The sequence below is a fragment of the Nocardioides sp. PD653-B2 genome, from assembly GCF_002117935.1.
Taxonomy (GTDB): Bacteria; Actinomycetota; Actinomycetes; order Propionibacteriales; family Nocardioidaceae; genus Nocardioides.
In genome coordinates this window covers 163,397-189,738 of sequence record NZ_BDJE01000017.1, presented here as the reverse complement: position 1 = coordinate 189,738, position 26,342 = coordinate 163,397, and the positions used below count along the sequence as shown (strand labels likewise).

General features: G+C 72.6%; 27 protein-coding genes. 1 reads left to right on the top strand and 26 read right to left on the bottom strand.

Translation table 11 applies throughout. The features are described 5' to 3' along the window. Window positions 1-8: 8 nt before the first annotated feature. The 25 genes from ligD to PD653B2_RS08830 all read right to left on the bottom strand — a co-directional run bounded on the left by ligD (window position 9) and on the right by PD653B2_RS08830 (window position 24,379). Entirely contained in the window at window positions 9-986 is a 978-nt protein-coding gene (gene ligD / locus PD653B2_RS08950) for a non-homologous end-joining DNA ligase (protein WP_085872002.1), read from the bottom strand. 26 nt (window positions 987-1,012) lie between these two features. Beyond that, entirely contained in the window at window positions 1,013-2,407 is a 1,395-nt protein-coding gene (locus tag PD653B2_RS08945; protein WP_085871999.1) for an RsmB/NOP family class I SAM-dependent RNA methyltransferase, read from the bottom strand. Continuing rightward, complete coding sequence (locus tag PD653B2_RS08940; RefSeq protein ID WP_085872069.1) at window positions 2,400-2,804, bottom strand: MmcQ/YjbR family DNA-binding protein; 405 nt, start codon at window positions 2,802-2,804, stop codon at window positions 2,400-2,402. The genes PD653B2_RS08945 and PD653B2_RS08940 overlap by 8 nt, the downstream gene beginning before the upstream one ends. A 25-nt stretch (window positions 2,805-2,829) precedes the next feature. Further along, window positions 2,830-3,768, bottom strand: coding sequence for a methionyl-tRNA formyltransferase (fmt, locus tag PD653B2_RS08935; protein WP_085871998.1), 939 nt, complete (start codon window positions 3,766-3,768; stop codon window positions 2,830-2,832). A 4-nt stretch (window positions 3,769-3,772) separates the two neighbouring features. Beyond that, window positions 3,773-4,318, bottom strand: coding sequence for a peptide deformylase (gene def / locus PD653B2_RS08930; protein WP_085871997.1), 546 nt, complete (start codon window positions 4,316-4,318; stop codon window positions 3,773-3,775). Between the two features lie 158 nt (window positions 4,319-4,476). Continuing rightward, entirely contained in the window at window positions 4,477-6,519 is a 2,043-nt protein-coding gene (locus PD653B2_RS08925; protein WP_207559376.1) for a primosomal protein N', read from the bottom strand. An 80-nt stretch (window positions 6,520-6,599) separates the two neighbouring features. After that, a complete protein-coding gene (metK, locus tag PD653B2_RS08920) occupies window positions 6,600-7,790 on the bottom strand; it encodes a methionine adenosyltransferase (RefSeq protein WP_085871996.1) in 1,191 nt (396 codons plus the stop codon). 72 nt (window positions 7,791-7,862) lie between these two features. Continuing rightward, window positions 7,863-9,119 carry a bifunctional phosphopantothenoylcysteine decarboxylase/phosphopantothenate--cysteine ligase CoaBC gene (gene coaBC, locus PD653B2_RS08915; RefSeq protein ID WP_085871994.1) on the bottom strand — a complete coding sequence of 419 codons (1,257 nt, stop codon included), beginning with the start codon at window positions 9,117-9,119 and terminating at the stop codon, window positions 7,863-7,865. A 4-nt stretch (window positions 9,120-9,123) separates the two neighbouring features. After that, the gene (rpoZ, locus tag PD653B2_RS08910; RefSeq protein WP_085871993.1) at window positions 9,124-9,453 is read right to left on the bottom strand and encodes a DNA-directed RNA polymerase subunit omega; all 330 of its coding nucleotides are present in this window, start codon (window positions 9,451-9,453) and stop codon (window positions 9,124-9,126) included. 44 nt (window positions 9,454-9,497) lie between these two features. Further along, on the bottom strand, window positions 9,498-10,085 hold the full coding sequence (gene gmk / locus PD653B2_RS08905; protein ID WP_085871992.1) for a guanylate kinase: 588 nt from the start codon (window positions 10,083-10,085) through the stop codon (window positions 9,498-9,500). Beyond that, window positions 10,078-10,398, bottom strand: a complete 321-nt coding sequence (gene mihF, locus PD653B2_RS08900) for an integration host factor, actinobacterial type (RefSeq protein WP_085871989.1) — start codon at window positions 10,396-10,398, stop codon at window positions 10,078-10,080. The genes gmk and mihF overlap by 8 nt, the downstream gene beginning before the upstream one ends. Window positions 10,399-10,491: 93 nt before the next feature. After that, window positions 10,492-10,926: a hypothetical protein gene (locus PD653B2_RS08895; RefSeq protein ID WP_085871987.1), complete on the bottom strand. Its 435-nt coding sequence runs from the start codon at window positions 10,924-10,926 to the stop codon at window positions 10,492-10,494. Next, window positions 10,923-11,732, bottom strand: a complete 810-nt coding sequence (gene pyrF, locus PD653B2_RS08890; protein WP_085871985.1) for an orotidine-5'-phosphate decarboxylase — start codon at window positions 11,730-11,732, stop codon at window positions 10,923-10,925. Before pyrF ends, PD653B2_RS08895 begins: the two co-directional genes overlap by 4 nt. Then, the gene (locus PD653B2_RS08885; protein WP_085871984.1) at window positions 11,729-12,556 is read right to left on the bottom strand and encodes a tRNA-dihydrouridine synthase; all 828 of its coding nucleotides are present in this window, start codon (window positions 12,554-12,556) and stop codon (window positions 11,729-11,731) included. Before PD653B2_RS08885 ends, pyrF begins: the two co-directional genes overlap by 4 nt. After that, window positions 12,553-13,383 carry a hypothetical protein gene (locus PD653B2_RS08880; RefSeq protein WP_085871982.1) on the bottom strand — a complete coding sequence of 277 codons (831 nt, stop codon included), beginning with the start codon at window positions 13,381-13,383 and terminating at the stop codon, window positions 12,553-12,555. Before PD653B2_RS08880 ends, PD653B2_RS08885 begins: the two co-directional genes overlap by 4 nt. Further along, the gene (locus PD653B2_RS08875; protein WP_085871981.1) at window positions 13,380-14,426 is read right to left on the bottom strand and encodes a quinone-dependent dihydroorotate dehydrogenase; all 1,047 of its coding nucleotides are present in this window, start codon (window positions 14,424-14,426) and stop codon (window positions 13,380-13,382) included. Before PD653B2_RS08875 ends, PD653B2_RS08880 begins: the two co-directional genes overlap by 4 nt. Continuing rightward, entirely contained in the window at window positions 14,426-17,731 is a 3,306-nt protein-coding gene (carB, locus tag PD653B2_RS08870) for a carbamoyl-phosphate synthase large subunit (RefSeq protein WP_085871980.1), read from the bottom strand. The genes PD653B2_RS08875 and carB overlap by 1 nt, the downstream gene beginning before the upstream one ends. Continuing rightward, window positions 17,731-18,846, bottom strand: a complete 1,116-nt coding sequence (gene carA / locus PD653B2_RS08865; RefSeq protein ID WP_085871978.1) for a glutamine-hydrolyzing carbamoyl-phosphate synthase small subunit — start codon at window positions 18,844-18,846, stop codon at window positions 17,731-17,733. Before carA ends, carB begins: the two co-directional genes overlap by 1 nt. Beyond that, the gene (locus PD653B2_RS08860; protein ID WP_085871976.1) at window positions 18,846-20,150 is read right to left on the bottom strand and encodes a dihydroorotase; all 1,305 of its coding nucleotides are present in this window, start codon (window positions 20,148-20,150) and stop codon (window positions 18,846-18,848) included. The genes carA and PD653B2_RS08860 overlap by 1 nt, the downstream gene beginning before the upstream one ends. Further along, window positions 20,147-21,112, bottom strand: a complete 966-nt coding sequence (locus PD653B2_RS08855; protein WP_085871974.1) for an aspartate carbamoyltransferase catalytic subunit — start codon at window positions 21,110-21,112, stop codon at window positions 20,147-20,149. Before PD653B2_RS08855 ends, PD653B2_RS08860 begins: the two co-directional genes overlap by 4 nt. After that, window positions 21,109-21,699, bottom strand: a complete 591-nt coding sequence (gene pyrR, locus PD653B2_RS08850; RefSeq protein ID WP_085871972.1) for a bifunctional pyr operon transcriptional regulator/uracil phosphoribosyltransferase PyrR — start codon at window positions 21,697-21,699, stop codon at window positions 21,109-21,111. Before pyrR ends, PD653B2_RS08855 begins: the two co-directional genes overlap by 4 nt. 103 nt (window positions 21,700-21,802) lie before the next feature. Beyond that, window positions 21,803-22,441, bottom strand: coding sequence for a cytochrome b/b6 domain-containing protein (locus PD653B2_RS08845; RefSeq protein ID WP_085871970.1), 639 nt, complete (start codon window positions 22,439-22,441; stop codon window positions 21,803-21,805). Continuing rightward, on the bottom strand, window positions 22,438-23,136 hold the full coding sequence (locus PD653B2_RS08840; RefSeq protein WP_085871968.1) for a molybdopterin-dependent oxidoreductase: 699 nt from the start codon (window positions 23,134-23,136) through the stop codon (window positions 22,438-22,440). The genes PD653B2_RS08845 and PD653B2_RS08840 overlap by 4 nt, the downstream gene beginning before the upstream one ends. 4 nt (window positions 23,137-23,140) lie before the next feature. Beyond that, a complete protein-coding gene (locus tag PD653B2_RS08835; RefSeq protein ID WP_085871967.1) occupies window positions 23,141-23,332 on the bottom strand; it encodes a hypothetical protein in 192 nt (63 codons plus the stop codon). Window positions 23,333-23,356: 24 nt separating this feature from the next. Continuing rightward, a complete protein-coding gene (locus PD653B2_RS08830) occupies window positions 23,357-24,379 on the bottom strand; it encodes an NADPH:quinone reductase (protein WP_085871966.1) in 1,023 nt (340 codons plus the stop codon). Window positions 24,380-24,436: 57 nt separating this feature from the next. On the opposite strand from PD653B2_RS08830, the gene PD653B2_RS08825 reads away from it, so the two are divergent. After that, window positions 24,437-24,841, top strand: a complete 405-nt coding sequence (locus PD653B2_RS08825; protein ID WP_085871965.1) for a PPOX class F420-dependent oxidoreductase — start codon at window positions 24,437-24,439, stop codon at window positions 24,839-24,841. A 63-nt stretch (window positions 24,842-24,904) separates the two neighbouring features. Here PD653B2_RS08825 and PD653B2_RS08820 read toward each other — a convergent pair whose 3' ends face one another. Beyond that, window positions 24,905-26,308, bottom strand: a complete 1,404-nt coding sequence (locus PD653B2_RS08820; RefSeq protein ID WP_085871963.1) for a MinD/ParA family ATP-binding protein — start codon at window positions 26,306-26,308, stop codon at window positions 24,905-24,907. Window positions 26,309-26,342 lie beyond the last annotated feature (34 nt).

Below are 26,342 nucleotides of genomic sequence, written 5' to 3'. Positions count from 1 at the left end.
GGAGCAGCCTATTCGTCGGGCTCGACGGGCGGTCCGGCACCGGCCGCCTCGTCCCGATCGGCCCACTCCAGGAGTGGAGCGATGTCGAACGGGTGGTCGTCGATGTCGGCGTGCAGGTCGCCGAGCTCGGCGAAGCGGTCGGGCACGGTGAAGAGCGTGAAGTCGTGCGGGTCGACGTCGTCGACCTCGTCCCAGCGGATCGGGGTCGACACCCGGGCGTCCGGGACGCCGCGCACGGAGTAGGCCGCCGCGATGGTGTGGTCGCGGGCGTTCTGGTTGTAGTCGACGAAGAGGTGGTGGGGGTCGCGGTCCTTGCGCCACCAGGTGGTGGTGACGTCGTCGGGGGCGCGCCGCTCGACCTCACGCGCGAACGCGAGCGCGGCCCGGCGTACGTCCTGGAAGCCGTGGTCGGGCGGGATCCGGACGTAGACGTGCATCCCGGACCCGCCGCTGGTCTTCGGGTAGCCGACCGCGCCGAGCTCGTCGAGCACCTCGTGGGCGACGTGCGCCACGCGCCGTACGGTGTCGAAGTCGCACAGCGGGCCGGGGTCGAGGTCGATCCGCCACTCGTCGGGCTTCTCGGTGTCCTCGCGGCGGCTGTTCCACGGGTGGAACTCGACCGTCGACATCTGCACCGCCCAGATCACGCTGCCGAGCTCGGTCACGCACAGCTCGTCGGCGGTCCGGTTCCATCGCGGGAAGTGCAGCTGCACGGTCTCCACCCACGGCGGCGCGCCGGCCGGCAGCCGCTTCTGGTGCACCTTGTCGCCGGCCAGCCCCTTGGGGAATCGGTGCAGCATGCACGGCCGCTCGAAGAGCGCGTTGACGATGCCCGGACCGACGGCGAGGTAGTACTCGACCAGGTCGAGCTTCGTGGCACCCGACTCCCCTGATCTCGTGGGAGGGAAGTAGACCCGGTCGGGGTTGCTGACCCGGACCACCCGGTCGTCCACCTCGATCTCGACCGACGGCGGCTTCGAGGGCATGCGCCCAATCTAGGGGGTGGCGATCCTCAGACCCTGCGCAGCAGCGCCATGAACATCGCGTCCGTGCCGTGCCGGTGCGGCCAGAGCTGCACGGTGCCGGGGACCGGACCCGCGCAGTCGGGCACGCCGGGCAGCAGCGGACCGAGATCCTCGAGCCGGACGTCGCGCCGGGTGTCGAGCACCGAGGCGACGACCCCCTTCGTCTCCGAGATCACCGGCGAGCAGGTCGCGTAGAGCACCACGCCGCCGGGCCGCGTGAGGTCGAGCGCCGCGGACAGCAGCCGCCGCTGGAGGAGGACCAGGCTGAGCAGGTCGTCGGGACGACGTCGCCAGCGCGCCTCCGGCCGTCGACGCAGGGCACCCAACCCGGTGCACGGCGCATCGACCAGGACCCGGTCGAAGGTGCCGGGCAGGAAGGGCGGGGCGGTCCCGTCGGAGGCGACCAGGCCGGCCACCCCGGCCGCGCCCTTCAACGAGCGCTGGACCAGCTTGGCGCGGTGCGGCTGCCGCTCGGCGGCCACCAGGCCCGCCCCCTGCTGCGCAGCGAGCCCGGCCAGGAGCGCGGCCTTGCCACCCGGCCCGGCGCAGAGGTCCAGCCACAGCTCGTCGCGGCCCTCGACCTCGGCTGCCGCCAGCGCGACGGCCACCAGCTGGGACCCCTCGTCCTGGACACCGGCACGACCCTCGGAGACGGCGGCGACCTCACCCGGGTCACCACCCTGGAGGATCACGCCGTACGGCGAGTAGGGCGTCGGCTCGCCCGGGAGCTCCTCGCGGGTCGAGCGGCCCGGCCGGGCGACCAGGGTGACCAGCGGGGGCTCGTTGTCGGCGGCGAGCAGGTCGTAGAGTTCGTCGGCGCCGACGGCGCTGCGCAGCTCGTCGACCACCCAGCGCGGGTGGCTGTAGGCGATCGAGGCGAAGCGGGTCGGAGCGACCCGGGGATCCGGCGCGACCCGGCCGATCCACTCCGCGAGCCCCTGCTCGTCCACGCGGCGGAGCACGGCGTTGGCGAAGCCACCGGCGCCCGAGCTCACCTTCGCCCGCACCAGGTCGACCGTGGTGCTGATGGCGGCGTGCGAGGGCACCCGCATCGACAGCAGCTGGTGCGTGCCGAGGCGCAGCGCGTCGAGCACCTTGGCCTCGATCTTGTTCAGGGGGCGGTCCGCGCAGGCGGCGATGATCGCGTCGTAGGTGCCGCGGCGCCGGATCGTGCCGGACGCCAGCTCGGTCACGAACGCCGCGTCGCGCCCGGTGAGCCCGTGGTGACGGATCACGGCGGGCAGCACCAGGTTGGTGTAGGCGCCGTCGACCCGCACCGCCTTGAGGACGTCGAGAGCTGCCAGACGAGCGGGGTCGACGGACGGACGGGACGCAGCAGCCCGCCTGCCCTGCTGAGGCCCCCGTGGCCGGGGGTCAGCCATCCTCGAAGAACTTCCTCACGAGGGTCTTGGGGGCCTTGGTGGCCCAGGCGTCGGTGATGATTTCGGCCAGCTCCTCGCGCTCGATCTCTCCGAGACGGGACTGCTGGACCAGGACCGCGTTGTAGCCGCGGAAGTGGTCGATGGTGAAGAACGGTGAGCCTTCGTCGTCGACGAGGGCCTGCTTCTCCGCGGCGTCCGGGGTGGTGATGACGAGCAGGTCGTCGTACATCTCCCCCGTCACCGGGTCGACGGCGGTCCGGTGCGGCATCCGGTAGAGCAGGAAGCCCTTGCCCCGCACCTTGTACGTCGGTCGGTCACCCCACGACGTCCCGAGCTCGACCTCGGGCAACGCCATGCAGATCTCGTCGATGTCGTCTGCACGCGCCGGGCGGCTCATGGTCATGACGGTATCGATCCGGAAGTCAGCTTTCACCGGAACCCGCATCAAAAGTCACACCCGTCGCAAGCCGAACTCCCCGGGCCCAGTCGGCGGCCGGCATCCGTTTCTTCCCGAACGCCTGGACGTCACCGAGCCGCACCGCCTGGGTGCCGGTGCCGACGAGCACCTGGTCCCTGCCCACCTCGAGCACCCCCGGCTCGAGCCGCTGGTCGGTCACGGTCACCGGCCCCACCTTGAACCGCTCGCCGTCGAGCGTCGTCCACGCGCCCGGCGCCGGCGTGCAGGCGCGGACCTGGTGGTCGATCACGATCGCTGGGCGGCGCCAGTCGACCCGGGCGTCCTCGACCTGGATCTTCGGTGCGAACGAGACTCCGTCGACCTGCTGGGGGCGGGCCTCGAGCGAGCCGTCCTCGATACCGTCGAGGGTCAGCACGAGCAGGCCGGCGCCACCTTCGGCGAGCCGCTCGAGCAGGTCGCCCGCGGTGTCGGTCGGGCGGATCCGCTCCGTCATCAGCCCGAAGGTCGGGCCGGCGTCGAGCTCCTTCACGATCCGGAAGGTCGTCGCACCGGTGACCTCGTCGCCGTTCCAGATCGCGTGCTGGACGGGCGCGGCCCCGCGCCAGTGGGGCAGCGCCGAGAAGTGCAGGTTCACCCAGCCGTGCCGCGGGATGTCGAGGGCCGACTGCGGGAGCAGCGCGCCGTAGGCGACGACGGGGCAGCAGTCCGGCTCGAGCGCACGCAGCGCCGCCTGGAAGTCGGGGTCGCGCGGGTGGTCCGGCTTGAGCACGGGGACGCCCAGCTCCTCGGCGCGCTGCGCGACCGGGCTCGCGACCAGCTTGCGGCCACGTCCCGACGGCGCGTCCGGGCGGGTGACCACGCCGACCAGCTCGTGGGAGGACGCCGCGACGGCGTCCAGGGCCGGTACGGCGACCTCGGGGGTGCCGGCGAAGACGACGCGCATGACCCTAGAGACCGAGACCGTTGGTCGCGTGGGGGCTGACCCGCACCTGCGGCTGCTCGAGGCCGAACCAGTCCGACTCCCGGATCTCGCGCATCGCCAGCTTGCGGGCCGCGGTGTCGAGCCGGTCGATGAAGAGCACGCCGTCGAGGTGGTCGGTCTCGTGCTGGATCGCGCGGGCCAGCAGGTCGGAGCCGGAGACGGTGACCGGCTCGCCGTACATGTCGAACCCGCGCGCGACGACCGACAGCGCGCGTCGGCAGTCGTAGGTCAGCTCGGGGAGCGAGAGACACCCCTCGGGTCCGTCCTGGATCTCGTCGGAGAGGTCGAGCTGGGGGTTGATCAGGTGGCCGACCTCGCCGTCGACGTGCCAGGTGAACGCGCGCAGGCCGACCCCGATCTGCGGCGCCGCGAGGCCCGCGCCCGGCGCGTCGAGCATCGTGTCCGTGAGGTCCTCGACCAGTCGGCGCAGCTCCTTGTCGAAGTCCACCACCTCCAGCGCCGGCTTGCGCAGCACCGGGTCTCCGAACAGGCGGATCGGCTGGATGGGCACGGGACTCCTTGCGCTGGTGGTGGCCCTGGAGGGCGAGACGCCAGTCTAGGGAACCGCGGGCGGAGGTCGTCACAGGTCCGTCGAGCGTGGACCGAGTCGCCTCCGTTCCGGGCGGGCGAGGAGCACGACGCCGAGGCACCTGCTCGTGGCACGCGGCACTAGAGCGACTGCGGGTCGACCTGGATCCGTACGGCGTCGAGCTTGCGGGCCGACCGCAGCCGCTGCAGCTCCCCGAGCGCCCGCGACAGCTCCGGGCCCTGCGCGCGCGGCACCCGGACCACCACCCGGCACTCCTCGTCGGCGAGCGGCACCGGCCCGAGCAGCTCCGCGCTGGCGGGCGCCGACAGCAGGGTGAGCGCGTCGTCGACGGCACCCGGCTCGCCGGTGATGGTCGCGAGCCGGCTCGCGGGTGGCAGGTGGGCCTCCACGCGCTCGCTGGTCTCGCGGGCCGCGAAGCCGGCCGGGTCCCAGCGCACGAGTGCCTGGAGCGCCGGGTGGGCGGGGTCGCCGACCGCGACGACCCGGCCACCGGGGCGCACCAGGGCGGCGGCGTTCAGCCAGCGCCGCAGCGCCTCCTCGCCCGCGCGCAGGTCGATCCGGGAGAGCAGCAGCCACGCGTCGAGCAGCACGACGGCGGCGTAGCCCTCGGCCGCCACCGGCTCGGCGCCCGGCGTCGCCACCACGATCTGGCGCGACGCGTCGACGGTCGCCACGACCGAGTCGCCGGAGCTGGTGCGCACCGGGGTGTTCGGGAAGGCCCGGCCCAGCTCCTCGGCGGTCCGCGCATCGCCGAGCACGGGTGCGCGCAGCCCGCGGTGGCCGCACTCGGCGCACGCCCACGCCTCGGCGACCGTGCCGCACCAGCGGCACGCGGGCGGGGTGGTCGGCCCGCGCAGCGCCAGCGGGCCCTGGCAGGCCGAGCAACGGGCCGGCGTCCGGCACCGCTCGCACGCGAGCGAGGTGACGTAGCCCAGCCGCGGCGTCTGCACGAGCACCGATCCGGCGGTCAACGCGTCGCGGACGGCGTCGTGGACCTGCTTCGGGATCCGGGACGCCCGGGCGTGCACGTCGCGGCGCAGGTCGGCGTCGGAGCCCCCCGCGATGCTCACGGTGACACGCCGGCGCACCTCGTCGCGCGACGGGCTCAGCTCGCGGGCCCAGCCGGTGCGGAGGAGGTACTCCCCCTCCACCGTGCGGGCGAAGCCGCCCACCAGGGTCGCGGTGCGCTCGCGCTCGGCGCGCAGCAGCAGCGTCTCGCGGGTGTGGGGGTAGGGCGCGCGCGGCTCGGCGTGGAGGTCGTCGCCGTCGTCCCAGATCACCACCAGGCCCAGGTCGCGCACCGGGGCGAAGCTCGCCGCGCGGGTGCCGACCACGACCCGCCGGGCGCCGCGGCTGATCGCGAGGAAGTCGCGGTAGCGGCGCGCCGGCCCGGAGTCGGCGGTGAGCGCGACGTGGTGACCCGGCCCCAGGACCGCCGTCAGCGCAGCGTCGACGCGCGCCACGTCCTTCCCGTCGGGGACACAGACCAGCGCGCCGCGCCCGGCGGCGTACGCCGCGGCAACGGCGTGGGCCACGAGCGCCGGCCAGTCGGTGGCCGGCGCGGCCGCCCAGACCGCCCGCGGCTCGCCGCCGTCGGCGAGGTGACGGAGGAACGCCACACCCGGTTCGTGGCCGGCCCAGGCGGTCTCGCCGGCCGCCACGTCGCGGGTGAAGCCGGGCGCCGGGGCCGAGGGCTGCTTCTCGGTGGTCGCGTGCCGGGCCGGGATCGCGAGGCGGAGCACGTCGGAGCGGGTGCCGGCGTAGCGCTCGGCGAGGTCGGCGCTGAGCGCGGCCACCTGGGGCGCGAGCACCGGCTCGGCGCTGACCACCCGGCGCAGCGGCGCCAGCCGGCCGGCGTGGTCGGACCCGGCCGCGCGCTCGACGACGTAGCCGTCGACGTCCTGGCCGGCGAAGCGCACCTTGACCCGCGCACCCGGCACGGCGTCGTCGGCCATCGCCGCCGGGACCGTGTAGTCGAAGGGCCGGTCGAGGTGCGCGAGGGGCACGTCGACCAGCACCCGGGCGACCGGGTCGACGGCCGCCGGCTCGGCCTCCGCGGCTTTCTTCGCGCGGGTGGCCTTCGCCTTCGCCTGGGACGCCTTGACCGTCGCCCGCACCATGCCCGGGAGCAGCTCGGGCTGCTCCTCGGGGGGTGGGGTCATGGGCAGATGTCTACCAGCGAGCGTCGACGGTGCTCCCGGTGGTCGAGGAGGTTGCGCAGCCTTCCTCGACCGCCGTGCGGTCAGAGGCCGGCGGCGGCCTTGAGCGCGTCGGCGCGGTCGGTGCGCTCCCAGGTGAACTCGGGCAGCTCGCGACCGAAGTGGCCGTACGCCGCGGTCTTGGCGTAGATCGGCCGCAGCAGGTCGAGGTCGCGGATGATCGCGGCCGGGCGCAGGTCGAAGACCTCGAGCACGGCCTCCTGGATCTTCTCGTCGGGGACCGTGCCGGTGCCGAACGTCTCGATGAAGACACCGACCGGCTGGGCCTTGCCGATGGCGTAGGCGACCTGTGCCTCGCACCGACGGGCCAGGCCCGCGGCGACGACGTTCTTGGCGACCCAGCGCATCGCGTAGGCGGCCGAGCGGTCGACCTTGGACGGGTCCTTGCCGGAGAAGGCGCCACCGCCGTGGCGGGCCATGCCGCCGTAGGTGTCGACGATGATCTTGCGGCCGGTCAGGCCGGCGTCGCCCATCGGGCCGCCGACGACGAAGCGTCCGGTCGGGTTGACCAGCAACCGGTAGCCGTCGGAGGGGATCGAGAACGTGTCGAGCACCGGGTCGATGACGTGCTTCTTGACGTCGGCCTCGAGGGTGTCGAGCTCGGTCTCCTCGGCGTGCTGCGTGGACAGCACGACGGTGTCGACGCGCACGGGGCGGTTGTCGGCGTCGTACTCGATGGTCACCTGGGTCTTGCCGTCGGGCCGCAGGTAGTCGAGCGTGCCGTCCTTGCGGACCTCGGAGAGCTTCTCGGCGAGGCGCTGGGCGATCACGATCGGCAGCGGCATCAGGACGTCGGTGTCGTCGCAGGCGTAGCCGAACATCAGGCCCTGGTCGCCGGCGCCCTGCTTGTCCATCGCGTCCACGGAGCCGGTGCGGCTCTCGTGGCCGGTGTCGACGCCCTGGGCGATGTCGCCGGACTGGCCGCCGATCGCGACCATCACGCCGCAGGACGCACCGTCGAAGCCCTTGAGGGACGAGTCGTAGCCGATCGCGAGGATCCGGTCGCGGACCTTCTGCTTGATGTCCACGTAGCCGGTGGTGGTGACCTCACCGGCGACGACCACCAGGCCGGTAGTCAGGAGCGTCTCGACCGCGACCCGGCTGTGCGGGTCCTGCTCGAGCATGGCGTCGAGGACCGAGTCGCTGATCTGGTCGGCGATCTTGTCCGGGTGACCTTCGGTCACCGACTCCGACGTGAAGAGACGTCCCGTCACAGCTGTTGCTCCCGTTCGTGTAGGGGTGTGGCGCTCACGATATCTGCCGTCCCGAATCGCGGGACGTTGGTCTCAATCCTGCAGCCTGGAGATGACTTCGTCCCAGATGACGTGGGCGAGCGCGCCCTTGGAGCCGCGCGGCACCTCCACAGCGGCGCCGTCGGCACCCAGGATCACGGCCTCGTTGTCGGGGCTCCCGAACACCGCTCCCCCGCTCACGTCGTTGACCACGAGCAGGTCGCACCCCTTGCGGGCGAGCTTGGTGCGGGCCAGGTCGAGCACCGACCCGGTGTCGTCGCCGGTCTCGGCGGCGAACCCCACGATCACGGTGCCCGGGCGGGCCCGGTCGGTGCTGATCTCGTGGAGGATGTCGGGGTTCTGGGTCAGCACGATCGACGGCGCCGACCCATCGGCAGCCTTCTTGATCTTGGCGTCGCTCACGCTGACGGGCCGGAAGTCGGCGGGGGCCGCGGCCATCACGACGGCGTCGGCGGAGGCCGCGGAGGCGACGACCTCCTGGCGCAGCTGGGCGGTCGTCTCGACCCGGACGACCTTGACGCCCGCCGGGTCGGGCAGGGAGACGTTGGCGGCGATCAGGGTCACCTCGGCGCCGCGGGCGGCCGCAGCACGGGCGAGGGCGTAGCCCTGGAGCCCGGACGAGCGGTTGCCGAGGAAGCGGACCGGGTCGAGGTACTCGCGGGTCCCGCCCGCGGAGACCACGACGTGCCGGCCGGCGAGATCGGGCGCCACCGCGCCGCGGGCGAGGACCTCGCGGCACAGGTCGAGGATCTCGGTCGGCTCGGGCAGCCGGCCCTTGCCGGTGTCCTTGCCGGTGAGCCGGCCCTCGGCCGGCTCGATCACCAGCACCCCGCGCTCGCGCAGGGTGGCCACGTTGGACCTGGTGGCGGCGTGCTCCCACATCTCGGTGTGCATGGCCGGCGCGAAGACGACGGGACAGCGGGCGGTCAGCAGGGTGTTGGTGAGCAGGTCGTCGGCGATGCCGTGGGTCGCCTTCGCCATCAGGTCGGCGGTCGCGGGGGCCACGACCACCAGGTCGGCCGCCTGGCCGATCCGGACGTGCGGGACCTCGTGGACGTCGCTCCAGACCTCGGTCGAGACCGGCTTGCCGGACAGCGCCGCCCAGGTCGGTGCGCCCACGAACTCGAGCGCCGCGGCGGTGGGGACGACGGTGACGTCGTGGCCGGACTCGGTGAACAGCCGGAGCAGCTCGCAGGCCTTGTAGGCCGCGATCCCCCCGGAGACCCCGAGAACGACACGGGGCCGCTTCCCCGACGGGGAAACGGCCTCGTGGAAGGTGCTGGTGGTCAGCGGATCACTCGTTCGCGGCGAAGCCGTCGGCGGTGGCGGCCTTGGCCGCGGCCTCCTCGGCAGCGATCTCGGCCGGGTCGATGTCCTCGCAGGTCAGCAGGTCCTCGTTGATCTCGCGCAGCGCGATCGAGAGGGGCTTCTCCTGGACGTGGGTGTCGACCAGCGGGCCGACGTACTCCAGCAGGCCCTCGCCGAGCTGGGAGTAGTAGGCGTTGATCTGCCGGGCGCGCTTGGCGCTGTAGAGGACGAGCTTGTACTTGCTGTCCGTCTTGGTGAGCAGGTCGTCGATCGAGGGGTTGGTGACGCCCTCGGCGGCGATGTTGGGGGCAGACACGCGTAAGCCTCACAAGGTGTTGGGACTGGATCGAGCGGATGGCTCTAGTCGAGCATCATCAACGATACCAACTGGTCGGCTGCAGCGTGAACTTCGTGGTTGACGATGGTGACGTCGAACTCCGGCTCGGCCGCCAGCTCCTCGCGCGCGGTGGCGAGCCGGCGGGTGCGTTCCTCCTCGGTCTCGGTGCCCCGGCCGACCAGGCGGCGGACCAGCTCGTCCCACGACGGGGGCTTGAGGAACACGAACAGGGCGTCCGGCATCGTCGTGCGCACCTGGCGCGCGCCCTGGAGGTCGATCTCGAGCATCGCCGGACGACCGGACGCCAGCGCCAGGTCGACGGGCTGTCGGGGGGTGCCGTAGCGAGCCGCCTTGTGGACCACCGCCCACTCGAGCAGGTCGTCCTCGGCGATCATCCGGTCGAACTCCTCGTCGGAGACGAACCAGTAGTGGACGCCGTTCTCCTCCCCCGGCCGCGGCGGGCGGGTGGTCGCGGACACCGAGATCCAGACCTCGGGGTGGTGGCGGCGTACGTCGTCGGCCACGGTGCCCTTGCCGACCGCGGTGGGCCCGGCCAGGACGACGAGACGCGAGCGCCGCTCAGGAGTGGAGGCGGGCTGCGCGTCAGTCACGCGCGGCGAACTCCTTCTCGAGGGCCGCCACCTGCTTGGTGCCGAGGCCCCGCACCCGGCGGCTCTCGGCGATGCCGAGCCGCTCCATGACCTGACGGGCCCGGACCTTCCCGAGACCCGGCATCGACTGCAGCAGGTCGACCACCCGCATCTTGCCGATGACCTCGTTGCGCTGGCCCTCCTGGAGGACGTCGACGATGGACGCACCGGAGTTCTTCAGCCGGTTCTTCACCTCGGCCCTCTCCCGACGGGAGGCGGCGGCCTTGTCGAGAGCCGCCTGGCGCTGTTCGGGGGTGAGCGGGGGCAGAGCCACGTGCGCAGGTCCTTCTGGTGGTCGGGTGGAACCGGTGAGAGGTCACACTAGTCAGAACCCTCATCGGGCAGCAATCGAAGTCGCGCCGGACGATCAGAGGGTCAGGGGAGTCTTGCAGACGTCGCGGGCCTGCTGGCCCAGGTCCTGCAGGGCGCGCAGCGTCGTCCCGCTGCCCAGCTCCTTCGCAGCGGCGTCGATGCGGGCCTGCTGCTCGGCGGTGACCCCTTCCGGCGGGTTGTCGCGGTCGTACGTCGCCGGGTCGACGTCCGCGTCGTCCAGCGCGTCGCGCAGCGCCTCGATCCGGCCGACGACCTGCTGCCACTCGTCGGTGATGTCGCCGGGCGCCTTGTCCTGGAGGTCGTGGAAGATGTCGAGCGCGTTGATCAGGGCGTCCGGCTTGCCGGTCGACACGATGTCGCTGAGCTCGGTCTGGTGGTCCTTGACCGCGTCGCAGTAGTCGTCCTTCGGGTCCCCGCCGCAGCCGGACAGCAGCGGGACCAGGAGCGCGGCCACGAGCAGCCGCCTCACGAGCGGAGCTCGTCGTTCGTGCGGCGCACGCAGTCGCGCATGGCGTCGCGGTCGGGCCCGAGCCGCAGCACCTCGCGCGACGAGCTGGGCAGCACGGTTGCCGCCCCGAAGATCCGGCGGACGTCGGCCACGGTGCCGCCCTGCGCCCCGAAGCCCGGCGCGAGGATCGGGCCGTTGAAGGCGAGGTCCTCGTCGGTCGAGCCGATCGTGGCGCCGACGACCGCACCGAACGAGCCGAGCGGTGCAGCACCGTCGTTGAGCCGGCGCAGGTGGTCGAACACCCGCCCGGCGACGGTGCCGTCGCCGTCGATGCGCGCGTGCTGCACCTCCGGCCCCTCCTTGTTGGACGTCAGGGCGAGCACGAAGACGCCGGCGTCGTGGCGGCGGGCGGTGTCGATCATCGGGTCGAGCGAGCCGAACCCGAGGAACGGGCTGGCGGTGATCGCGTCGGCCGCCAGGGGCGAGGACGGGTCGAGGTAGGCGTCGGCGTACGCCTGCGACGTCGAGCCGATGTCACCGCGCTTCACGTCCAGCAGCACCAGCGCACCGGCCGCGCGGGAGTCCGCGATCACCCGCTCGAGCACGGCGATGCCGCGGCTGCCGAACCGCTCGTAGAACGCCGACTGCGGCTTCACCACCGAGACGTGGGGGGCGACCGCCTCGACCACCGTGAGGGCGAACGTCTCGAGGCCGCCCACGTCGTCGGCCAGGCCCCAGTCGGCCAGCAACGCGGCGTGCGGGTCGATGCCCACGCAGAACGGGCCCCGGTCGGCGATCGCGGCGTGGAGTCGGGCACCGAACGTCATACGAGCTCCTGGGTCAGGTCGGCCGCCAGGCGCGCGGCCGTGGTGGGGTCGTGCAGCAGGGCGGCGCCGACCTGGACCGCGACGGCCCCGGCGGCGAGGAAGCTGCGGGCGTCGGCGGCCGTGGCGATCCCGCCGCCGCCGACGACCTGGGCGGCCGGGAACGCGGCGCACACCTCGGTGACGCAGCGCAGCGCGAGCGGGCGTACGGCGGGCCCGGACAGCCCGGCCGGGCGTCCGTCGGGCAGCGCAGCGGGCTGGGCGGTGCCGACGACGACCGCGTCGGCGCCCGCCTCGAGCACCACCCGGACCGTCTCGACCACGCGGACCAGGTCGGGCCGGATCTTGACGAGCACCGGCAGCCCCCGGGGCAGGTCGCGCTTCACCGCGGCGACGACGCTGGCCGCCTGGAAGGGCTCGCCGCTGCCGGTCTCGAGCGCGTCGACGTTCACCTCGATGGCCGCGAGACCGGGTGAGCGCCCGAGCCGCCGCGCGAGCTCGGCGTACTCACCGATCGTCCGGCCGGCGACGGAGACGACGACCCGGGTGTCCTGCCGGGCCAGCCACGGCAGCTCGGTGGCGAGGAACAGGTCGATGCCGGGGTTGGGCAGCCCGGTCGCGTGCAGCAGGCCGGACGGCGTCTCCACGACCCGCGGGGCCGGGCCTCCGGCGCGCGCGTCGAGGGTGATCGAGCGGGTCACGAAGCCGCCCAGCGCGGCCAGGCCCTGCTCACCGAGACAGGGCACGAGCTCGCGGCCGGTGCCGCCGCAGCCGGAGGCGACCAGCAGGGGGTTGGCCAGTGTGAGACCGGCGAGCTCGACCGTCATCCGAGGTCACCCCAGCGGACCCGGTCGCCGCGGAGCACCGGGCCGTCGCTGCAGGCGCGCGCCACCCGCGCGACGCCGTCCTCGCCGACGACGGGGACCGGGCAGCCGTGGCAGAGGCCGGTGGCGCAAGGCTGCGGCACCTCGACGGCGGTCTGGCTCCAGGCGCCGTGCGCCTCGGCGGCGGCCGCGACGGCGTGGAGCGTGTCGTGGGGCCCGGCGGCGTAGACGACCTCCGCCTGCGAGCGGGCCAGCGCCTCCTCGATGACGCCGGCGACCCGGCCCTTCTGGCCGACCGAGCCGTCGGCGGTGACGACCGTGACCGCGCGGACCGAACGGCGCGCCTCGAGCGAGGAGAGCAGGTGGGCCTCGTCGGCGCCGGCGACGACCATCGTCACCGCGCAGCCGCGCTCACGCAGCCGCTCGGCGAGCGGGAACAGCGGCGCCGCCGAGTAGCCCTCGCCGACCAGCAGGCAGCTGACCGGCTCCTTGGGCAGCGCGAACGGCCGCCCGAGCGGCCCGGTGACCTTGATCCGGCTCCCGGCGGGCAGGCCCGCGAGCCACGCACCCCCGACGCCGTTCGGGTCGACGACCAGCTGGATGGCGGCGCCGTAGCCGCCCACCGGCCGGACCCGGTGGACCCAGTAGGAGCGTCGGGCCAGGAACGACGAGTCACCCAGCGAGATCGCCACGAAGTTGCCCGGGCGGAACCGCTCCGGGACGCCGGGCGCCACGACGGTGAGGTGCCGGAAGGCGCCGATCCGCTTGGTGTCCAGCAGCTCGCCGGAGACGTGGACGGCGCCGGCCCGCTCCCCGGTCGCGACGGTCACGACGCCAGGCCCTTCACGATCCGCCGCGGCCACAGCGGGCCCTCGTAGATGAACGCCGTGTAGCCCTGGAGCAGGGTGGCGCCGGCGTCGAGCCGGGCGCGCGCGTCCTCGACGGTCGTGATGCCGCCGACCCCGATCAGCGTCAGGTCGGGCCCGACCCGGCCGCGGAGCAGCCGCAGCACCTCGAGCGAGCGCGCGGTGAGCGGGCGGCCCGACAGCCCGCCGGCCCCGATCTCCTCGACCTTCGCGGCCGGGGTGCGGAGCCCGTCTCGGGAGATCGTCGTGTTGGTGGCGATGATCCCGTCGAGTCCGACCGCGAGCGCCAGCTCGGCGACCGCCAGCACGTCGTCGTCGGAGAGGTCGGGAGCGATCTTCACCAGGAGGGGCACACCGTCCGCGATGGACTGCACCGCCGTCAGGATCGGCTCGAGCTTCTCGACGGCCTGCAGGTTGCGCAGGCCCGGCGTGTTCGGCGAGCTGACGTTGACCACGAGGTAGTCGGCGTGGGGCACGAGCAGGCGCGCGGACTTCTCGTAGTCGCGCACGGCCTCGTCCTCGGGGACGACCTTGCTCTTGCCGATGTTGACGCCCAGGACCGGCCCGGGTCTCGATACGTCCGTCGCTCGTCCCTCACGACGGCCCACTCGACCACCGAGAGACTCCGTGCGGGCCGCGAGACGGGCGGCGACCGCCTCGGCGCCGTCGTTGTTGAAGCCCATCCGGTTGACGACCGCCCGGTCGTCGGGGAGCCGGAAGAGCCGGGGCTTCGGGTTGCCGGGCTGGCCCTCGCCGGTGACGGTGCCGATCTCGACGTGCCCGAAGCCGAGCGCGGCCAGCGCGTCGATGCCGACGGCGTTCTTGTCGAAGCCGGCAGCGAGCCCGAGCACGTTGGGGAAGGTCAGCCCCAGCGCCGAGACCGGGGTGCCGGGCGTACGGCGGACACCGGTGACCGGCCGAGCCGCCCGGATCGCCCGGAACGCCGTGTGGTGCGCCTTCTCCGGATCGGTGCGGGCCAGGACGCGGTCGAAGAAGGTGCGGTACATCAGCGGCGTGCCCAGTCCTGCAGCGACCGGACCCCGATCTCGCCCCGCTCGAGCGCCTCGATGCCCTGCACGGCGGCGCCGAGGCCCTGGACGGTCGTGATGCACGGGATGTTGGCCATGATCGCGGCGGTGCGGATCTCGTAGCCGTCGAGCCGTGCCGAGCCGCCGCTGGTCGCGCCGTTGGGCGTGTTGATGACCAGCTGGATCTCGCCGTCGAGGATCAGCTGGACCGTGGTCTTCTCGCCGTTCGGGCCCTCGCCCTCGAAGTGCTTGCGCACGACCGTGGCGCCCACGCCGTTGCGGCGCAGCACCTCGGCGGTGCCCTGGGTCGCCATGATCTCGAAGCCGTGGTCGGCCAGCACCTTGATCGGGAAGATCATGTGCCGCTTGTCGCGGTTGGCCATGCTCACGAACACCTTGCCGCTCGTCGGCAGCGGGCCGAACGCGCCGGCCTGCGCCTTCGCGAAGGCGGTGCCGAAGTCGGCGTCGAGACCCATCACCTCGCCGGTGGACTTCATCTCCGGACCGAGCACGGTGTCGACCTGGCGGCCGTCGGGGGTGCGGAACCGGTTGAACGGCATCACCGCCTCCTTGACCGCGATCGGCTGGTCGGCCGGGAGCGTGCCGCCGTCGCCGGTGGCCGGCAGCATCCCGGACCCGCGCAACGAGGCGATGGACTCGCCGAGCATCACCCGGGCCGCCGCCTTGGCGAGCGGGGTGGCGGTGGCCTTGGAGACGAAGGGGACCGTCCGGCTGGCCCGCGGGTTGGCCTCGAGCACGTAGAGCACGTCGGAGCCGAGCGCGAACTGGATGTTGAGCAGGCCGCGGACGCCGACCCCGCGGGCGATCGACTCGGTCGCCGTCCGGATCCGCCCGATCTCGGCCTCGCCGAGGGTGATCGGCGGCAGCGCGCACGACGAGTCGCCGGAGTGGATGCCGGCCTCCTCGATGTGCTCCATCACGCCGCCGAGGAAGAGCTCCTCGCCGTCGAAGAGCGCGTCCACGTCGATCTCGACCGCGTCGTCGATGAACCGGTCGACCAGCACCGGGTGGGCCGGGCCGATCTCGGTCGAGCGCGCGATGTAGCCCTCGAGCGCCGCCTCGTCGTACACGATCTCCATGCCGCGCCCGCCGAGGACGTACGACGGGCGGACCATCACCGGGTAGCCGATCTCGGCGGCGATCCGGTCGGCGTCGGCGAAGCTGGTGGCCATGCCGTACTTCGGCGCGGGCAGCCCGGCGTCGGCGAGCACCCGCCCGAAGGCGCCGCGCTCCTCGGCCAGGTGGATCGCCTCGGGCGAGGTGCCGAGGATGGTGACGCCGTTGTCCTTGAGGCCCTGCGCGAGGCCCAGCGGCGTCTGGCCGCCGAGCTGGCAGATCACGCCCGCGACCGGCCCGGCCTGCTCCTCGGCGTGCACGATCTCGAGGACGTCCTCGAGGGTGAGCGGCTCGAAGTAGAGCCGGTCGGAGGTGTCGTAGTCGGTCGACACGGTCTCCGGGTTGCAGTTGACCATCACGGTCTCGTAGCCGGCCTCGCTGAGGGTCAGCGACGCGTGCACGCACGAGTAGTCGAACTCGATCCCCTGACCGATCCGGTTCGGGCCGGAGCCGAGGATGATCACCGCCTCCTTCTCGCGCGGGCGGACCTCGGTCTCCTCGTCGTACGACGAGTAGTGGTAGGGGGTGGCCGCGGCGAACTCGGCCGCGCAGGTGTCGACGGTCTTGTAGACCGGGCGGATGCCCAGCGCGTGCCGCACCCCGCGGACGACGTCGGCGGTCATGCCGCGGATCTTGCCGATCTGCACGTCGGAGAAGCCGTGCCGCTTGGCCTTGCGCAGCAGCTCCGGCGTCAGCTCGGGGGCCGCGGTGACCTCCTCGGCGATCTCGTTGATCAGCAGCAGCTGGTCGACGAACCACGGGTCGATCTTGGTGTGCTCGAAGACCTCCTCGGCGGTGGCGCCGGCCCGGAGCGCGTCCATGACCTTCTTCAGCCGGCCGTCGTGCGGCACCTCGATCTCGGCGAGCAGCGCGTCCTTGTCGAGCTCGACCCACTCCTGGTGCCAGTCGAAGACGGCGTCCTTGGACTCCAGGGAGCGCAGCGCCTTCTGCAGTGCCTCGGTGAAGTTGCGGCCGATCGCCATCGCCTCGCCGACCGACTTCATGTGGGTCGTCAGCCGCGGGTCGGCGCCGGGGAACTTCTCGAACGCGAAGCGCGGGACCTTGACCACGACGTAGTCGAGCGTCGGCTCGAAAGCGGCCGGGGTGCTGGAGCCGTCGGCGCGGACCGTGATGTCGTTGGGGATCTCGTCGAGCGTGTAGCCGATCGCGACCTTGGCCGCGATCTTCGCGATCGGGAAGCCGGTCGCCTTGGAGGCCAGGGCGCTCGAGCGGGACACGCGTGGGTTCATCTCGATGACGATCACCCGGCCGTCGGCGGGGTTCACGGCGTACTGGATGTTGCAGCCGCCCGTGTCGACCCCGACCTCGCGGATGATGCCGATGGCGAGGTCGCGCAGGTGCTGGTACTCCCGGTCGGTGAGCGTCATGGCCGGCGCGACGGTGATGGAGTCGCCGGTGTGGACGCCCATCGGGTCGAGGTTCTCGATCGAGCAGATGATGACGACGTTGTCGGCCTTGTCGCGCATCACCTCCAGCTCGTACTCCTTCCAGCCGATGATCGACTCCTCGATGAGGACCTCGGTGGTCGGGCTGGCGGCCAGGCCGGCACCCGCGATCCGGGCCAGGTCGTCGACGCTGTAGGCGATGCCGGAGCCGGTGCCGCCCATGGTGAACGACGGCCGCACCACGACCGGGTAGCCGAGCTCGGCAACGGCCTTCTCGCAGTCGTCGAGCGTGTGGCACACGAAGCTGCGGGCGGTCTCGCCGCCGACCTTCTCGACGATCGCGTTGAAGAGCTCGCGGTTCTCGCCCCGGTGGATCGCGTCGAAGCTGGCGCCGATCATCTCGACGCCGTACTTCTCCAGCACGCCGTTCTCGTGCAGGGCGATGGCCGCGTTGAGGGCGGTCTGGCCGCCGAGCGTCGGGAGCAGCGCGTCGGGGCGCTCCTGGGCGATCACCTTCTCGACGAAGTCGGGCGTGATCGGCTCGACGTACGTCGCGTCGGCGAACTCGGGGTCCGTCATGATCGTGGCCGGGTTGGAGTTGACCAGGATGACCCGGATCCCCTCGGCCTTGAGCACGCGGCAGGCCTGGGTGCCGGAGTAGTCGAACTCGCAGGCCTGGCCGATGATGATCGGCCCGGAGCCGATCACCATGACCGACTTGATGTCCTCGCGCTTGGGCATCAGGCCTTGCCTTCCATGAGCTGGGTGAAGCGGTCGAAGAGGTACGCCGCGTCGTGCGGGCCGGCGGCGGCCTCGGGGTGGTACTGGACCGAGAAGCCCTTGAGCCTGCCGCTCTCGCGGAGCTCGAGGCCCTCGACCACGTCGTCGTTGAGGCAGACGTGGCTGACGCTCGCCTCGCCGTACGGCGTCGCGGTGGTGCCGTCCAGCGGGGCGTCGACCGCGAAGCCGTGGTTGTGCGCGGTGACCTCGGTCTTGCCGGTGGTGCGGTCCATGACGGGCTGGTTGATGCCGCGGTGGCCGTACTTCAGCTTGTAGGTGCCGAAGCCGAGGGCGCGACCGAAGAGCTGATTGCCGAAGCAGATGCCGAAGTACGGGATCTCCTCGGCCAGCGCCCCCTGGAGCAGCTCGATCTGGTGCGTGGTGGCGGCCGGGTCGCCCGGGCCGTTCGAGTAGAAGAGCCCGTCGGGGCGAATCGCCTTGACCTCGTCGAGCGTCGCGGTCGCCGGGAGCACGTGCACCTCGATGCCGCGCTGGGCCATCTGGTGGGGCGTCATCGTCTTGATGCCCAGGTCGAGGGCAGCCACCGTGAACCGCTTCTCGCCGATGGCGGGGACCACGTAGGTCTCCCCCGTCGACACCTCGCTGGACAGCTCGGCGCCCGACATCTCCGCCGACGACCGGACCCGCTCGAGCAGCGCGCCCGGGTCGGTCTCGGTCGAGGAGATGCCGACCCGCATCGCGCCCCGCTCGCGCAGGTGCCGGGTGAGCGCGCGGGTGTCGATGCCGGAGATGCCGACGACCCCCTGGGCGCGGAGCTCGTCGTCGAGGCTGCGCCGCGAGCGCCAGTTGGACGCCCGGCGGGCGGGGTCGCGCACGACGTAGCCGGCGACCCAGATCCTCGAGGACTCGAGGTCCTCGTCGTTGACGCCGGTGTTGCCGATGTGGGGAGCGGTCATCACCACCACCTGACGGTGGTAGGACGGGTCGGTGAGCGTCTCCTGGTAGCCGGTCATACCGGTGTTGAAGACGGCCTCGCCGAACGTCTCGCCCTCGGCGCCGTACGTCTCTCCGGTGAAGGTGCGCCCGTCCTCGAGCACCAGGATCGCGGCGCCCATCAGGCGAGCTTCCCGTCGAGGACGGTGGCCTTGCCGCGCAGGAACGTCGCCACGACCCGCCCGGGCAGCTCCCGGCCGGCGTACGGCGTGTTGCGGCTCAGCGACGCCGACTCGGACGCCTCGATGGTGCGCCGGGCGGCGGGGTCGTAGAGCACGACGTTGGCGGGCTCGCCCTGCTCGATCGGGCGGCCGTGCTCGGCGACCCGGCCGATCCGTGCCGGGGCGTAGGACATCCGCTCGGCGACGCCGGCCCAGTCGAGCAGGCCGGTGTCGACCATCGTCTGCTGGACGATCGACAGCGCGGTCTCGAGGCCCAGCATGCCGTTGGCGGCAGCCGCCCACTCGCAGTCCTTGTCCTCGTGCGGGTGCGGCGCGTGGTCGGTGGCGACGATGTCGATGGTGCCGTCGGCGAGCCCCGCGCGGAGCGCGTCGACGTCGGTCTGCGAGCGCAGCGGCGGGTTGACCTTGTAGATCGGGTCGTAGGTCGCGGCCAGCTCGTCGGTCAGCAGCAGGTGGTGGGGGCAGGCCTCGGCGGTGACGTTCCAGCCCTTGCGCTTCGCGTCGCGGACGATGTCGACGGAGCCGGCGGTGGAGACGTGGCAGACGTGCAGGCGCGAGCCCACGTGGGCCGTGAGCAGGCAGTCGCGGGCGATGATCGCCTCCTCCGCGACCGCGGGCCAGCCGGTCAGGCCGAGCCGCCCGGAGAGCTCGCCCTCGTTCATCTGGGCGCCCTCGGTGAGCCGCGGCTCCTGGGCGTGCTGGGCGATCACGCCGTCGAACGCCTTGACGTACTCCAGCGCCCGGCGCATCAGCACCGCGTCGCTGACGCACTGGCCGTCGTCGGAGAAGACCCGGACCCGGGCGGCCGAGTCGGCCATCGCGCCGAGCTCCGCGAGCCGCTCGCCGGCCAGGCCGACGGTCACCGCGCCGACCGGGTAGACGTCGCAGTGGCCCGCCTCGCGGCCGAGCCGCCAGACCTGCTCGACGACGCCGGCCGTGTCGGCCACCGGCTCCGTGTTGGCCATCGCGTGCACGGCCGTGAAGCCGCCCAGCGCGGCCGCCCGGGTGCCGGACTCGACGGTCTCGGCGTCCTCACGCCCCGGCTCGCGCAGGTGGGTGTGCAGGTCGACCAGGCCGGGCAGCGCGACCAGGCCGCTCGCGTCGATCTCGACGCGCTCGCCGGCGCTCGCTCCTCGATCACCGGCCTCGGGGCCGATGTCGGCGATGACGCCGTCCTGCAGCAGCAGGTCCGTCGGCGCACCGCCGAGGACCGCGACGTTCTTGATCAGGTAGGTGGTGCTCACTCTTCTCCCTCAACCATCGAGCCGGCCGGCTCGTTGCCACTCAGCAGCAGGTACAGAACGGCCATCCGCACGGCGACGCCGTTGGTGACCTGCTCGACGATCACGGACCGGTCGGAGTCGGCCACGTCGGCCGTGATCTCCATGCCGCGGACCATCGGGCCGGGGTGCATCACGATCGTGTGGTCCTGGAGCGTCGCCATCCGCTTGCCGTCCAGGCCGTAGCGGCGGGAGTACTCGCGCGCGGTCGGGAAGAATCCGCCGTGCATCCGCTCCCGCTGGACCCGCAGCATCATCACGGCGTCGGCCTTGGGCAGCACGCTGTCGAGGTCGTACGACGTCTCGACCGGCCAGCCCTCGATCCCCACCGGGAGCAGCGTCGGCGGCGCGACCAGCGTGACCTCCGCGCCGAGCGTGCGCAGCAGGAGCGCGTTGGAGCGGGCGACCCGGCTGTGCAGGACGTCGCCGACGATCGCGATCTTGCGACCCTCGAGGCCGCCGGGCCTGGAGCCGCCGAGGTGCTTCCACATCGTGAACGCGTCGAGCAGCGCCTGGGTCGGGTGCTCGTGGGTGCCGTCGCCGGCGTTGACGACGCTGGACCGGACCCAGCCCGAGTGGGCGAGCCGGTGCGGGGCGCCGCTGGAGCCGTGGCGCACGACGACCGCGTCCGCGCCCATCGCCTCGAGGGTCAGCGCGGTGTCCTTGAGGCTCTCGCCCTTGGAGAGGCTCGACCCTTTGGCCGCGAAGTTGATGACGTCCGCGCTGAGCCGCTTGGCGGCGGCCTCGAAGGAGATTCGGGTGCGGGTGGAGTCCTCGAAGAAGAGGTTGACCACGGTGCGGCCGCGCAGCGCGGGCAGCTTCTTGATCGGCCGGTCCGCGAGCGAGCGCATCTCGTCGGCGGTCGCGAGGACCAGCTCGGCGTCGTCGCGGGTCAGGTCGGCCGCGCTCAGCAGGTGCCGCTTCACGCCTCCCCCTCCCCGTCGGTGTTCGCCAGCGTGCCCTGGATGGTCACCGCGTCGACGTCGTCGACCCCGGCGAGGGTGACCTTGACCCGCTCGACCAGCGAGGTCGGGAGGTTCTTGCCCACGAAGTCGGCGCGGATCGGCAGCTCGCGGTGCCCGCGGTCGACCAGGACCGCGAGGCGCACCGCCTTGGGGCGGCCGATGTCGTTGAGCGCGTCGAGCGCGGCCCGGATGGTGCGACCGGAGAAGAGCACGTCGTCGACCAGGACGACGACCTTGCCGTCGATGCCCCCCGCGGGGATCTGCGTGTGCAGCAGCGCCCGGGCCGGCTTCATCCGCAGGTCGTCGCGGTACATGGTCACGTCGATCGAGCCGACGGGGACGTCGTACCCCTCCACCGCGGCCATCCGCGCGGCGATCCGCTGCGCGAGGGGGACGCCCCGGCTGGGGATCCCGAGGAGGACGAGGTCGCCCGCGCCCTTGTTGCGTTCGAGGATCTCGTGGGAGATCCGGGTCAGAGCCCGGGTGATGTCGAGGTCGTCCAGAACGACGCGCCCAACGTCTGTGGTTGCGGTGTCGCGCGATGGCATCAGACCGCAGACCTCCTTCTCCGCCTCACGGGACGGCTCGTTAAAGGATGTCGATCGAGTCCGACCCTACCTCCGCTGCGTCCCGGTCGGCCAACCGGCACACCTACTTCTCAGCGGCTGGACCGGTCGTCGTGGTGTCGTCGTGCAGCTCGTCCACCCAGGCCCCGTGCTCGGCCCGCGCCCACCGGGTCGAGACCCGGCCCTCGCGCATGCCCCGGCGGGCTTCGGGGTCCTTGAGGGCGTAGACGATGTGGCCGATCACGAGCAGGCCGAGGCCCACCGCGAACCAGTCGTGCACGAAGGTCGCGCCCGACCGCCACGAGAGCCGCACCAGGCCGGTCCAGTACATGACGACACCGGTGCCGAGCAGGACCAGGGTCGACCCGGCGACGAGCTGCGCGTTCAGCTTCTGGCCGGCGTTGAACTTGCCGACCGGGAGGGTGCCGTCGCGCCGATGGAGACTGCGCAGCCAGCGCCAGTCCGACGGCGTGAACCGGTTGAGCCGGCGCACGTCGGTCCGGTACGCCGCCGTCAGCGCGCCGGCCAGCATCGGCACCGGCAGCGCGAGGCCGCACCAGACGTGGATCAGCTCCACGAGGTGTCGGTGGCCGATCGCGAGCATGATCGAGCCGTTGTAGAGGATGGCGGCGGTGACCAGGCACACGCCCATCAGCACCGCCACCGAGCGGTGCACGAACCGCTCGGCCGGGGTGAAGCGGGCGACGCTCACGAGGTCACTCACTCGCCGATGATCCCGTCCAGCGGGTAGCCGCGGTCCTCCCAGTAGCCCGGCAGGTTGTTCGTGGTCACCTCGATCTCGTCGAGCCACTTCGTGCTCTTGTAGCCGTACATCGAGCCCGAGTAGATCCGCACCGGTCCCCCGTGGTCGTGGGTGACCGGCTCGCCGTACATCGAGAGCGCGACGATCACGTCGTCCGCGCGCGCCTGCTCGAGCGTCATGTTGACCGCGTAGGTGCCGTCGAAGGACCGGAAGCGCACGCCGACGGCGTCGGCGGTCGGCCCGGCGAGGTCGAGCAGGTCGGCCATCCGCACCCCGGACCAGGGGACGTCGGGCACGTGCCAGCCGGTCACGCACTGGAACGTGTCGGTGAACGACGTCTGTGGCAGCGCCGCCAGGTCGGCGTACGAGTACGTCGCCGACGTCGCGACGTCGCCGGACACCGTCAGCCGGTACGCCGAGGGGGCCCGGGGCGCGACCGCACCCGTGACCGAGTAGTAGCGCCACGTGTTGCCGAGCGGCACCAGCGACGTCAGCCCGGTCGGGTCGCGGAGCTGGGCCGGGGCAAGCAGGTGGCTCAGCTCCTCCTGGACGGACCTGCCGGCGACCACGCCGACCGCACCGAGCCCCAGCAGGCCGAGCACGACACGACGGCCGACGGGCGCACCGTCCAGCTCGCCCCTCGGCCCCCCGCCCATCGACTCAGGGCCGTCGTCCGCGGATGCCGACCGAGAGGAGGCCGACGCCGACCAGGAGGATCACCGGCCCGAGGATCGACCAGGTCGTGGTGTTGCTCATCGAGCTGTCCTCGATCACGCCCACGCCCTGCAGCGTGAAGAGCAGTCCGAGCAGCGCGAGCACGACACCGGCGACGACCCACAGCGGTTTGGCCATGCCTCTACTGAACCACGCGGGCGGTCATCGCACGTCTCGATCGACGTCGATCAGCACCTTGCCGACCGCGCCGCCCTCGACGGCGTCCTGGGCCGCGGCGGTCGACTCCAGCGGGAAGTGGTGCAGGGCGATGCCGGCGTCCTCGCCGACCCGCAACGCCCCGGCGGCGACCGCGGCGTTGACATCCTCGACCGCCGCCTGCACCAGGTGCTCGTGCAGGGTGTAGAGGATGAGGAACTGGAAGCGCAGGTTCTTCCCGAACGCCGCGCGCAGCGGCATGGTCATCTCGTCGCCGCCGTTGTTGGCGTAGATCGAGACCAGTCCGTGCACGCGCACGACCTCGAGGTCGATCCCGATGTTCTGGGCCGGTGCGACCTCCACCGCGATGTCGACGCCGTCGGGGGCGATGGCGAGGATCTGCCGGGCGGTGTCGCCGTCGCGGTAGTTCACCGTGTGGTGGGCGCCGGCGGCCGTCGCGAGCGCGGCCTTGTCGTCGCTGCTCACCGTCGTGATGACGGTGGCGCCGGCCCAGCGGGCCAGCTGGATCGCGGCGTTGCCGACCGCGCCTGCTCCCCCGGCCACCAGCACGACCTTGCCGTCGAGCGCGCCGGGCGCCAGTCGGTCGGGTCCGTCCTGGGCCGCGGTCAGCGCCCGGTGCGCGGTGACCGCCGGGACACCCAGGCTGGCGCCGAGGTCGTACGACGCCCCCTCGGGCAGCGGGGCGACACGCTCGACCGGCTGGACGGTGTAGTCGGCGGCGGTGCCGTAGGGCCGTCCGTGCTGGGCGAGCACGGTCCAGACCCGGTCGCCGACGGCGTACCGGTCGACGCCCGGCCCGACCGCGTCGATCACGCCGGCGCCGTCCTGGCCGGGCACCACCTCGTCGTGGCCGGCCATGTTGCCCGTCCGGAACTTCCAGTCGGTCGGGTTCACCCCCGACCGGACCACCCGCACCCGCACCTCACCCGGCCCGGGCTCGGGGAGGTCGCGCTCGACAACCTCCAGCACCGACGACGGACCGGTCTCGCGATAGATGACTGCTCGCACGGTTGAACCTCTCCTCGAAGGACCTAGCCTTCAGTAAACCCGCCATCAGGAGGATCCATGCCCGAGCTGCCGTTCCCCGACGACGTCCGTGACCTGCTGGCCAAGCCGAACCCGGCTGTGGTCGCGACCCTGCGCTCCGACGGACAGCCGGTGTCGGTGGCGACCTGGTACCTGCTCGACGGCGACCGCGTCATGCTCAACATGGACGACACCCGGGTGCGGGTGAAGCACCTGCGCCGCGACCCCCGGGTCACCCTCACGGTCCTGGACGAGCAGAGCTGGTACACCCACGTGTCGCTCATCGGGCGGGTCGAGGAGCTAGTGGCGGACACCGACCTCGCCGACATCGACCGGCTCAGCCGGCACTACAACGGCCGCCCCTACCCCGATCGCGAGAGCCCGCGCACGACCGGGTGGATGACGATCGAGACCTGGCACGGCTGGGGCGCCGCCAAGAGCTGAGTCCAGGGCCGGCCTGGCGCCACCGGTCGGGTCGAGCGACCGGGGCGTCAGGCCGGCGATGGTTCAGAGACCCTCGGCCATGCCGGCGCACGCCTTGAGCCACTGCCTCCGGGTGTTCTCGGAGAGCTGGGAGTACGGCACCACCGAGCCGGCGACCAGCGCCGGGTCGTACGGCACCCGGTAGACCCCGCGGGTGCGCTGCTGGTAGACGTCGACCAGGTCGGCGGCCAGCTTCGCGTCGACGGTGGGCGACGGGTCCGAGAGGATCGTCACGGTCTTGTACTTGAGGTTCTGGTAGCCGGCGTCCTGCAGGGCGTCGAGCATCCAGAGCCCGCTGTAGCCGGTGTCCTCGCGGACCGTGCTGGTGACGACCAGCAGGTCGGCGGCACCGGCGGCGGCGAGCCAGTTCTCGGCGCGCATGTTGTTGCCGGTGTCGATCAGGATGATGCGGTAGAACCGCTCGAGCAGCTTGTGGACCGCGTCGAAGTCCTGGGCCCGGATGGTGCCGGTGACGTCGGGCCGCTCGTCGGAGGCGAGCACGTCGAAGTGGGCGTCGCCCTGGGAGCGCACGAACGCGCCGAGGTCGCCGATGCGCGACTGGTAGACGTCGGTGAAGCGCTCGAGGTCCTCGAGCAGCTCGCGGGTCGTGTTGCGGTGGGTGCTGCGGGTGCCCCGGATGCCGAGCGTGCCGCGGGTCTCGTTGTTGTCCCATGCGACCACGCCGCCGCCGCGCACGGTGCCGAACGTGTAGCCCGCCGCGAGGACGCCGGTCGTCTTGGCGGCCCCTCCCTTGGGGTTGATGAAAGCGATGGTGCGCGGGCCGTCGAAGTCCTTCTGGATGGTCTGCCGGTCCAGCTCGTGGGCCAGCTCGTCGGGACCCATGCGTGGGGTGATCATGCCGCCGCTCCACCTGCGCACCTTGCCGCGCCAGCCCCAGGTCGCGGGGCCGTGCTCCTGGTCGGCGTCGCGGCGGTCGAGGAAGTCGGTGGCCGACATGAAGCGCCGGACGTCGCCCTCCGCCTCGGGGTCCTCGGCGACCGGCGGCGCGCTGGGCGGCGGCGACGTGGGCGGCAGCGTCGGCGGTGCCACCTGGACCGGCGGCTCGGCCGGGACGGCCGGGACGGCCGGGACGACCGGCACGACCGGCACGACCTCGACCGGCGGCTGGTACGACGGGGGCGGCGAGCTCGGCGGCGGGCTGGTCGGCATCCCCACGGGTGCGACGTACGGCGCCGGGTCGGCGGGCTGCCCGGCGATCGGGTCGGCGTTCGGGTCGGCGATCGGGTCGGTGAGCGGGTCGGTCAGCGGGTCGCCGTAGCCGGCCGGGCCCCGCGAGCCGGCGCCGCCGGCGGCGCGGGCGTCGCGCCGGGCGGCGTACTCGGCCAGGTCCTCAGGCGTGTACATCCGGTCGCTGGTGTCGTCGTGGTCGTCTCGCGAGCCGGCCGAGCTCCATGCGTCCTGCGACATCGGTGTCCTCCCTCAAAGACAGGTGCGTCCTGCT

Coding starts and splice junctions, on each gene's coding strand:
- PD653B2_RS08825 (WP_085871965.1), top strand. CDS start 24,437: ATGCCCGAGCTGCCGTTCCCCGACGACGTCCGTGACCTGCTGGCCAAG.
- PD653B2_RS08820 (WP_085871963.1), bottom strand. CDS start 26,308: ATGTCGCAGGACGCATGGAGCTCGGCCGGCTCGCGAGACGACCACGAC.
- PD653B2_RS08875 (WP_085871981.1), bottom strand. CDS start 14,426: ATGTACCGCACCTTCTTCGACCGCGTCCTGGCCCGCACCGATCCGGAG.
- pyrF (WP_085871985.1), bottom strand. CDS start 11,732: ATGACGTTCGGTGCCCGACTCCACGCCGCGATCGCCGACCGGGGCCCG.
- PD653B2_RS08940 (WP_085872069.1), bottom strand. CDS start 2,804: ATGAGCCGCCCGGCGCGTGCAGACGACATCGACGAGATCTGCATGGCG.
- fmt (WP_085871998.1), bottom strand. CDS start 3,768: ATGCGCGTCGTCTTCGCCGGCACCCCCGAGGTCGCCGTACCGGCCCTG.
- PD653B2_RS08925 (WP_207559376.1), bottom strand. CDS start 6,519: ATGACCCCACCCCCCGAGGAGCAGCCCGAGCTGCTCCCGGGCATGGTG.
- pyrR (WP_085871972.1), bottom strand. CDS start 21,699: ATGCCATCGCGCGACACCGCAACCACAGACGTTGGGCGCGTCGTTCTG.
- ligD (WP_085872002.1), bottom strand. CDS start 986: ATGCCCTCGAAGCCGCCGTCGGTCGAGATCGAGGTGGACGACCGGGTG.
- PD653B2_RS08835 (WP_085871967.1), bottom strand. CDS start 23,332: ATGGCCAAACCGCTGTGGGTCGTCGCCGGTGTCGTGCTCGCGCTGCTC.
- carB (WP_085871980.1), bottom strand. CDS start 17,731: ATGCCCAAGCGCGAGGACATCAAGTCGGTCATGGTGATCGGCTCCGGG.
- carA (WP_085871978.1), bottom strand. CDS start 18,846: ATGGGCGCCGCGATCCTGGTGCTCGAGGACGGGCGCACCTTCACCGGA.
- PD653B2_RS08885 (WP_085871984.1), bottom strand. CDS start 12,556: ATGACGGTCGAGCTCGCCGGTCTCACACTGGCCAACCCCCTGCTGGTC.
- PD653B2_RS08840 (WP_085871968.1), bottom strand. CDS start 23,136: ATGGGCGGGGGGCCGAGGGGCGAGCTGGACGGTGCGCCCGTCGGCCGT.
- PD653B2_RS08945 (WP_085871999.1), bottom strand. CDS start 2,407: ATGGCTGACCCCCGGCCACGGGGGCCTCAGCAGGGCAGGCGGGCTGCT.